4 protein-coding genes, 1 pseudogene and 1 riboswitch are annotated in these 6,887 nt (G+C 51.0%); of the genes and pseudogenes, 1 reads left to right on the top strand and 4 read right to left on the bottom strand.

All coding sequences use genetic code 11. The annotated features are described in order from the left end of the window. Positions 1–232: 232 nt before the first annotated feature. The 4 genes from A3842_RS19705 to A3842_RS19690 all read right to left on the bottom strand — a co-directional run bounded on the left by A3842_RS19705 (position 233) and on the right by A3842_RS19690 (position 6,105). Positions 233–1,459 carry a GGDEF domain-containing protein gene (locus tag A3842_RS19705; protein ID WP_074102470.1) on the bottom strand — a complete coding sequence of 409 codons (1,227 nt, stop codon included), beginning with the start codon at positions 1,457–1,459 and terminating at the stop codon, positions 233–235. A 52-nt stretch (positions 1,460–1,511) separates the two neighbouring features. Next, entirely contained in the window at positions 1,512–3,893 is a 2,382-nt protein-coding gene (locus A3842_RS19700; RefSeq protein WP_074102469.1) for a GH36-type glycosyl hydrolase domain-containing protein, read from the bottom strand. A 195-nt stretch (positions 3,894–4,088) separates the two neighbouring features. Next, positions 4,089–5,510 (bottom strand): flotillin family protein, encoded by a 1,422-nt coding sequence (locus tag A3842_RS19695; protein WP_074084360.1) that lies wholly within the window; start codon positions 5,508–5,510, stop codon positions 4,089–4,091. A gap of 22 nt (positions 5,511–5,532) precedes the next feature. Then, on the bottom strand, positions 5,533–6,105 hold the full coding sequence (locus A3842_RS19690; RefSeq protein WP_074084359.1) for an NfeD family membrane protein: 573 nt from the start codon (positions 6,103–6,105) through the stop codon (positions 5,533–5,535). Positions 6,106–6,250: 145 nt separating this feature from the next. Further along, a riboswitch (cyclic di-AMP (ydaO/yuaA leader) is annotated at positions 6,251–6,437 on the bottom strand. 242 nt (positions 6,438–6,679) lie between these two features. On the opposite strand from A3842_RS19690, the pseudogene A3842_RS33910 reads away from it, so the two are divergent. Next, a pseudogene (locus tag A3842_RS33910) lies at positions 6,680–6,859 on the top strand (transposase); the annotation flags it as partial. Between the last annotated feature and the right edge of the window lie 28 nt (positions 6,860–6,887).

Genomic DNA, 6,887 nt, shown 5'->3' with positions numbered 1-6,887 from the left:
GATGTAGGTTTCTATCACGAACTATTAAATTATTAATGTAAACGTTATGTGATGTTTTCATTTATGAATATACATATTTTCATAGATAAAAAAAGCGAACCGCCGAAGAGAGGCTATCCGCCTATCCGCTGTTCGCTTTCTTAAATAATGTAGCCCGATTTGGCTCTATCGTATATTTATACCAAATTTTGCGTCGATGTCCGCCAGCCACTCCAGACGTAATTGCCCCCCTCTATTTACTCACACAATTCCTGCCTTTTTTCTTCGCGCGGTATAGGGCGGTGTCCGCTGATTTCATTACGCTTTCCGTGGTTTTGTACTTCTCGTTCTTCTGAGAAACCCCGATGCTTACAGTTATGTAGATTTGCTTAGTGGCTTTTGTGCTGGCAGATCTTTTTTTGGATTTGCTTTTGGATCTGCCTTTGGCGCGCAGGGTGAAGGCCCGCTTGGATATCTTGTCCCGCAGCTCTTCGAGATGGGGGAGCACATCATTGATGTTTTTCCCCGGAAAAAGAATCGTGAATTCCTCCCCGCCATAGCGGAAGGCTCTCCCGCCGCCGGTAACGTCCTGTAAGGTGGATGCCACCAGCTTTAGCACTTCATCTCCGGTATCATGTCCATAGGTGTCATTGAATTTTTTGAAGAAATCAATATCCAGCATCGCAATGGTATAGTTAAAGCCCAGCTTCATCATGTCCTGCTTGAGCGCCCGCCGCGAAGGCAATCCGGTAAGCTCATCGGAAAAAGCCATCGAATACGAATCCTGAATGATCGAAAGAATAAGAACCACCCCTGAAACGGCAAAAAATATCGAATACAGCAGCGGACTGCTGCTCTGATCCAGCACGTAAAACATGGCTAGCAGGACACTGATGAATGAAATTTCCTGTGATGAGGACCGGTATACGATTAACCTGACTAGCAGAATAGCTAAAGTGACGACAAATGCAATAACAGACAGCTGCGGTATGGGAGTGACGTCGTGAAGATTTACAGGTACAACATCTGTATTCAATAGATTAAGCCATTTGCTGTCCCCTGATTTCATCTGCCAGAACAGAAACAGGCACTCTGCCAAGATCAGAGCGATCCGAAGGCTGCCCCATAAACTGATGATGCCCCGCTCTTTAAAAAACGAAAACAACGCAATGTTCAATGGAATCACCAGACAGATAATAGAATAGATATCCTCCTTCCGCATTGCCATACCCGGAATTTCCGGTAAATAGGTTGTGGAGGCCAGGCAAACCGCCAGAATAATCAGAATGTAGAATTCCCGGCTACGGTTAAACTTCCAGGATAATATGGCCCCCACGCCAAAAATAACATACGGAGAAAGACTCGCCGCCGCCAGCTGTGAATCAGACATGGCATTCGTACGGGTAGACAAAAAGTAGGCTGCCGCAATGAGAAACAAGGGTATGGCTCTGGAAAAGAAAGCTGTAATGGTCGTTCTCAAGCTTAGGTAATTCCCTTCATGGAGTTTTTCTGTGGCTCCCTATTATATCGGTTTATTGAGGTGGCAGCTTCACCAAAACGTCGTATACCCTGCCAGCTTCCACATTCTTGATTATGCCATCTTCGATGCGGCTGCCGTTTACATACACTTCTACAGCAGTCACACCCGCCTCCCGTTTCATCGCAACATGCAGATCGGCCCCTCTAAAGCTCCGTTTGACCGACGCCTCTTCCCAGTGTGCAGGAAGCTGAGGATGGATGCGGATTCCCTCCTCATTCCCCTGTACCCCAAACAGACCGTCAATCAGGCAGCGGTATACCCATGGCACCGTCCCTGTATTGAACAAATGGCTGGAACGTCCGGCGGTACGCGGAAACTGTCGGTAAGCCCCCCGATAATAGTTGGGGATGAACACAGGCAATTGGCCGCGTCGGATCAGATCCTGAGGGTCTGGTCCGGGGATCATTTTGCGAAGCAGGCGGAAGGCATCATCCGGTTCACCCACGGCGTAAAGCGCATAGATATAAAAGGCTGCTGCATGGTTATACACCGCCCCGTTCTCGGCGGTTCCCGGATGCTTCTGCGTGACTCTGCCCACATCCTCACGCATGGCGGTGTAGGATGGCGACAGCTTTTCCAGACCATAAGGGGTTTCCAGCTGCTCCTTGACCGCACGCATCAGCTTCTCCTGCTTCGAGGCATCCGCAGCCCCGCACAGCAGAGCCCAACCCTGAGGGTTAATGAAAATACGCCCCTCCGTATCCTTACTGATGCCGAATACCACGTTATCATCGGTGATTCCCCGGGCATACCAGTTGCCGTCCCACAGATATTGATTAATGACCACATTCGCCTCATCCGCTGCCGCAGCAAGCTTCCTGCTCATCTCCGGCCGTCCGCTTGTAGCGCAGATATCCGCCCAGATCATGAAGGCATAAGCAGATGCCATGGTCAGCCAGCCGGAGACGCCTTTGCCTTTGTAGCCCACCATGTTCATCGGATCACACCAGTCGCCCTGGTCGATATAGTTCAAGCCGCGCTCATCCGTTGCCTCCATCAGCCAGAACATCGCCCGGTTGATATGTTCATATACGGTAGCCGTCTCTTCCCCGCCCGCAAAAGCAACCTCTTCCTCCAGAATGGTGTAATCATTCGTTTCATCCAGATAGGTGCTCAGACAAATGGGCAGCCAGACACAATGATCCATATGCGGAACCTGATTGATGTACTTCAGCTCAGCCGCTTCATGCAGAATGATTCCGTCCGGCATGGCACCGCTTGCATTTTGCTGGCTTAACGCCGTGAGAAACGCATTTCTTGCCATCTGTGGCTTGATATAGCTCATTCCCATATTGTCCTGGAGATAGTTCCGGGTCTGCGGGTCTGTCGTCAGGCGGTTGGTCTGGCCATGATAATACATTTGCCGGGGCAGCCAGTGATTCACAAAGTTGTCCAGTTCAGGATCAGGCGTCTTAATCTCGATGCAGCCTTTGCCCTCCTGTATATATCCCGCATATTCCCGCTCCGCCGCAGCAAATCCATCCTCACCGCCGGAAGCTGCATTTAGGAAATACTGCTGGCGGATCTGCGCGATCTCCTCTTCTGTTTTGGCCGGACCAAAAATAAAGCGGTAGAGCTTATCTTCACCAGGCGCAAGCTCCAGACTGTATTGCAGGACACACAGCGGCATCTCATAACGGGCATCCCCTTTGGAGAGCTCCTCCTGCTGAACGGCCGATGGCATGCCAATCCCGCCCTCACCTTCAAAAGCTTCCTGGCTGGCTTCCCAGGCGCGCGGCGGCTGATCGGCCAGGAGGAAGGTTTTGTCCTTCAGCTGCTTGATCTTCGCATAGTCCTGATATTTCTGATATGGGGTAATCGCAGAACAGACCATTCCCTGCAGCTCTTCATGATACTCCGCCGACTGATTCATCCACGACATGTAGCCCACCGTAAAATAAGGATAGATACTGAGCTTCCGCTTCCGGTCCGAGAGATTCTTCACCTTCACCCGCCATAGCTCCATGGCCTCGTCTTTGGGCAGGCTGAGCGTCATTTCCACAGCAATGCCAAGATGCTCAAGCTTCCAGACAATATGGTGTTTCCCTACAGCAAAAGTGTATTGGTCCGGCAGAACACGAACCGGCTCATACGGTGCCGAGAAAATCTCACCCGTCTCTTCATCCTTTACATAGAGAAACCGGCCGGGATGATGGGCATAGTAGGGCTGCTCCGGCTGCATGAAGGTCTTCGCTTCCAGATTCGGCGCATAGGAATACTTGGCAGGCTCTGGCTGCATAAACTGCGCGACCGCATATCCGCGGCAATTGACGTGAATCATCATCTTCTCGTTCCATAGAAACCCTGAAGCTTTGGGGAGCTGAGTGGGACTCGTCAATTCAACATATTCATTGTCTTGTGTGGCTCTAATCATCATGTATCCTCCCTTTATTCACCAATTATTCATCCTAAATCACATAGTAGTTTTAGTATAACTGTCATAGAAGAGATAGTACATTGTGGAGTGGTAACGCTCTCGGGAGCAGCAAAATAAGGGATGTCCCCTAAGTGGGACACCCCCGCTGTTTTACGAGTAGGAAGTATTATAGTATGGTATAACGCTATAGAATTACTGCTCTTTATTCCGGCCAAGCAGCCCGCTGAGCGCCTCTGTAAAATTCATGCCGGTAAGCGACTGGGTCAATTCAGGAACCTGAGCCATGATTTTAGCGATATCACCGGTGATTTTATTCACCCCGGATGAAGCTCCATCCTGTGAAATCACTGTAATCTTATCGACCTTGGCCAGCGGGGAAGCGATTTTTTCAGCCAGCTCTGGCAGAACTTTTAAGAATTCCACTGTGAGTGCGGCTTGCGTAAACTGTTTGTACGCTTCGGCTTTCTTCTCCAGTGCCCCTGCTTCCGCCGCTCCAGCCAGTTGAACAATTTCTGCGTTGGCTCTCCCTTTCGCCAGCTCTGCTTCCGCTGTTGCCAGCCCCCGTTTGGTCGTGGTGGCTGCCTCTGCTTCCGCCTCAAGAATCTGCCGCTGCTTGGCGGCTTCCGCTCTCATGATCGTAGCCTGGTTCTCCGCCTCAGCAGGCTTGATCACCGTTGCCTCCAGCTCCTTCTGTCTCAGCTCAACTTCGATTTCCCGGACGGTCCGGTTCGCCTCCGCTTCCATCTGCGTGATCTTGACCTGCTCGGTAACCAGCGACTGCTTGATTTTGTTCTGCTGTAATTCGTATGCAAGATCCGCCTGTGCTTTCTTCACTTCAGTCTCCAGCTTAAAGTCCGCCTGCTTAATGTTCAATTCCTTCTCAAACTGAGATTCCTTGGCGCGGGCGGCAGTTCCTGCTTCAATGGTGGCCTGATGCGCATTAGCTTTGGCAATGGAGGATTCTTTCTCCGCCTCGGCTTGCTTGATCTGAATGTCGCGTTCCGCTTCCGCCTTGGCGATGCTGGCATCCCGCCGGATGCGCTCAATTTCCGGAACCCCCATATTGTCGATATATCCTTTGTCATCCGTAATTTTCTTAATGGTGAAGCTGACTACCTCAAGTCCCATCTTGTCGAGGTCTTCCGAGCAGGTCTCCCGCATCTTGCTGTTGATTTCGTCAGGAGTCTTGAGAATGGATTCCACTGTTAATTGTCCGATTAAGCCGCGCAAATGGCCTTCCACCGAATGCAGGATAATCGTCTCGCGGTCTTCTTCCGGCCGGTCGATAAACTGCTCACTGGCAGTCAGAATAGCGGTAGGATCGCTTTTTATCTTAATCTGAGCCACCGCCTCCAGGTTGAGCTTGATGCCTTGCTTGGAGAACATCGCCTGCGCCGGGATGACGTCGAAGCTCATCAGCATCATGGAGATGGTCTTATTGTTCTGGAAGCCGGGGATGACGAACGTCCCGCCGCCCTGGACCACTCTTTTTCCGCCAAGGCCGTAGACGATCATCGCCTGATTGGGCGGAACCTTTTTATAAGAGTTCACGATACTGAACAAGGCCAGCAGAATAACAACAACAATTGCCGCAATTACATACAGAATAACCATTTAGATTGACACTCCCCGTGAATTATAATTGATCGATATCCCTCTCGAAGAGGGTGACTGCCGCCATTCCTTTGTTCACCTTCAAAATAATAACCCTGTCGCCTTTATCAAGCTGCTGGCCGGATTCTGCCCGTACTCCAATGGAGCGCATGGTTCCGTGCAGTACATATTTCATTTCCCCGACCGCCCCATCCGCTGCAGGGATACTGATGTACCCGAGCTGCCCTGCCTGCTCGTAATCCAGTTCATTCATGCTGCTGTCATACCGGGTCATCACCCGGGCCAGCACCGCATACATCACACAGCCCAGAAGCAGAGCGAGCACGGTACAAATCAGCACCACTGCGAGCATCCTCATTTCGCTGAACCGGGCAAGCACGTAACCTGTACCGCCCCAGACTGTGACAAACACCATCAGAGGGAGTATGGGTACAAAGCCGGGTCCACCGGCATCGCCGCCGCCCGCATGCAGATGACCCGCCAGGCCATGCCCATGAAATCCGCCGCTGAGGAGGAGTATTAGTCCAACCCAGAAGCACACGATAAATACAGTAACGATAAGAATCCCCCCTTTGAAGCATTTATAATAGAGCATTTTAAATAACCCTTAATGTCTCTAATTATCGTTGTTATGAGATTTCTAGTTCCTTGTACAGACTGCCTTTCCTTCCTGCACACACAACAAAAAGACCACAGAAGCGGCAGGGCTCTCCGTGGTCGGTTAATCGATCATGGCGCTCATCCTCTCTCTTCGAGGCTTACGGGGTTAGCTGACGGATTCGGGCAGCGAGATTGCCCTACCCTGCCACAGCGGCTTTTCAGCACGCAGCAGGGATTCACCCCGGGTGAGCGGCAGCTGACTGTGCAAAAGCCGCATTCACCATTGGTTCCCCCGTTCCCAATTACGGAATTCAGCCATATGAGAACAGTTAACTTACATTCGGTTGTTGATTTGAATCTTACGCCTGTGGGCATTTATTGTAAAACGTCCGGGATGACAAAAGAAGCCAAAAACGCCTCCCCTCCGCGAATGAAGGCGCATTCTTTGGTTTCACTCTTATTCGGCCGATGATTTGCTCACTGTTGCTCCATTTCTCGCAAGCTGTCCCAATCGTCCAAAGCCAAGGCCGCACGCACTATAAACCTTAGGCGCTTACGGTGTTGGCAGCAGCCGGGAAATTCTACGGAGTGAGAAAGGTTACGCTTGGCCGTGCGTCGAATGACGGAACCGGAAAGTGTATTTGGACAACTGCAACCGGGGCTTCCGGCGATTTCTACTTCGCGGCATGGAGAAAGTGACGCTTGAGGTAGGATGGCTTTCCCTTACTCATAATCTGCTAAAGCAAGCCACCCATGACCAAAAAACAGAGCAGCGAT

It is taken from the genome of Paenibacillus sp. P3E (genome assembly GCF_001909045.1).
Classification (GTDB): domain Bacteria; phylum Bacillota; class Bacilli; order Paenibacillales; family Paenibacillaceae; genus Paenibacillus_AQ; species Paenibacillus_AQ helianthi.
Note: the sequence above shows the minus strand (reverse complement) of the source record. Positions and strands in the feature narration are given on the sequence as shown.

What these genes read in the sequence shown, in the direction of transcription:
- A3842_RS19700 (WP_074102469.1), bottom strand. Translation starts at nt 3,893, where the DNA reads ATGATTAGAGCCACACAAGACAATGAATATGTTGAATTGACGAGTCCC.
- A3842_RS19695 (WP_074084360.1), bottom strand. Translation starts at nt 5,510, where the DNA reads ATGGTTATTCTGTATGTAATTGCGGCAATTGTTGTTGTTATTCTGCTG.
- A3842_RS19690 (WP_074084359.1), bottom strand. Translation starts at nt 6,105, where the DNA reads ATGCTCTATTATAAATGCTTCAAAGGGGGGATTCTTATCGTTACTGTA.